Source organism: Bacillus sp. LR--39 (assembly GCF_053613335.1).
Genome location: NZ_JBSIOT010000481.1, coordinates 1 through 934 on the forward strand (window position 1 = coordinate 1; position 934 = coordinate 934).

Consider the following 934-nt stretch of genomic DNA (forward strand, 5'->3'; position numbering starts at 1 on the left):
GATGCTGTCAAAGCAGGAGACAAGGAGAAAGCGGATAAATGCCTGCACGCGATTTTGCAAGCCATTTTCACCCAGAACACCAACCCGTATCAATTTCAAATCGCCATCGCCCGTTTTTTGAACCATGTGATTGAGCTGATGCATGTGCTCGGGATCGAATTGTTTGAGCTTGAAGAAAACAAAATGCTGTATGACCAAATTTTTGAGCTGAAAACGTTCGAGGATACCGAAAACTGGCTAAAGAATGAGTTTATTGATCCGATGACAGACAAAGTGAACGCCCGCGCGGATGCCCAGTACAAAAATATTTCCGACAACATCATTCATATCATCCATCATGAGTTTGAATCCGAATTGACACTGGACGAAATCGCGCGCAGGCTGCATTACAACCCAAATTATTTAAGCAGCATTTTCAAAAAAGAAATGGGTATTTCATTCAGCGAGTATGTCTCAAGCTACCGACACCATATGGCGAAAAGCTGGCTTGCCGAAACAGACATGGCGGTCAAGGACATTGCCGAAAAGCTGAAATATAAAAACTCGCAAAATTTTATCAGATCATTTAAGAAGCTGGAGGGGATTACACCGGGAAACTACCGCCAGCAAAAAAGAAGCATGTAAAAAACCCAAAACCGCTTGCGCGTTTTGGGTTTTTCCAATGTTATTTTGCTTGTTTAAACGCTTCTTCGTATTCCTGAATAATTTGTTTTCCTCCGCTTGACTCCCATTTTTCCACTTCTTTATCGAACTGGCTTTCTGTGATGTCTCCAATCATATATTTATAAGTCGCGTCATCAATGATTTTCTTCAGTTCATCACCCCGTTCCGACTCCGATGCGGAATACAGGCTTTCAGCCGGGTTTGAGACGATAATCTTTTCATTGTCCTCGGTCAGCTCCTCGTACGCCGTCCGAAGCGGATCTCCAGTGTT

At 43.3% G+C, this 934-nt stretch carries 1 protein-coding gene and 1 pseudogene; one reads left to right on the top strand and one right to left on the bottom strand.

The window, feature by feature from the left end:
• Window positions 1–624 (top strand): helix-turn-helix transcriptional regulator (locus ACWHAR_RS24300; RefSeq protein WP_452088085.1); only part of this gene is annotated, 624 nt, incomplete at its 5' end.
• A 40-nt stretch (window positions 625–664) separates the two neighbouring features.
• On the opposite strand, the pseudogene ACWHAR_RS24305 reads toward ACWHAR_RS24300, so the two are convergent.
• A pseudogene (locus tag ACWHAR_RS24305) lies at window positions 665–934 on the bottom strand (extracellular solute-binding protein); the annotation flags it as partial.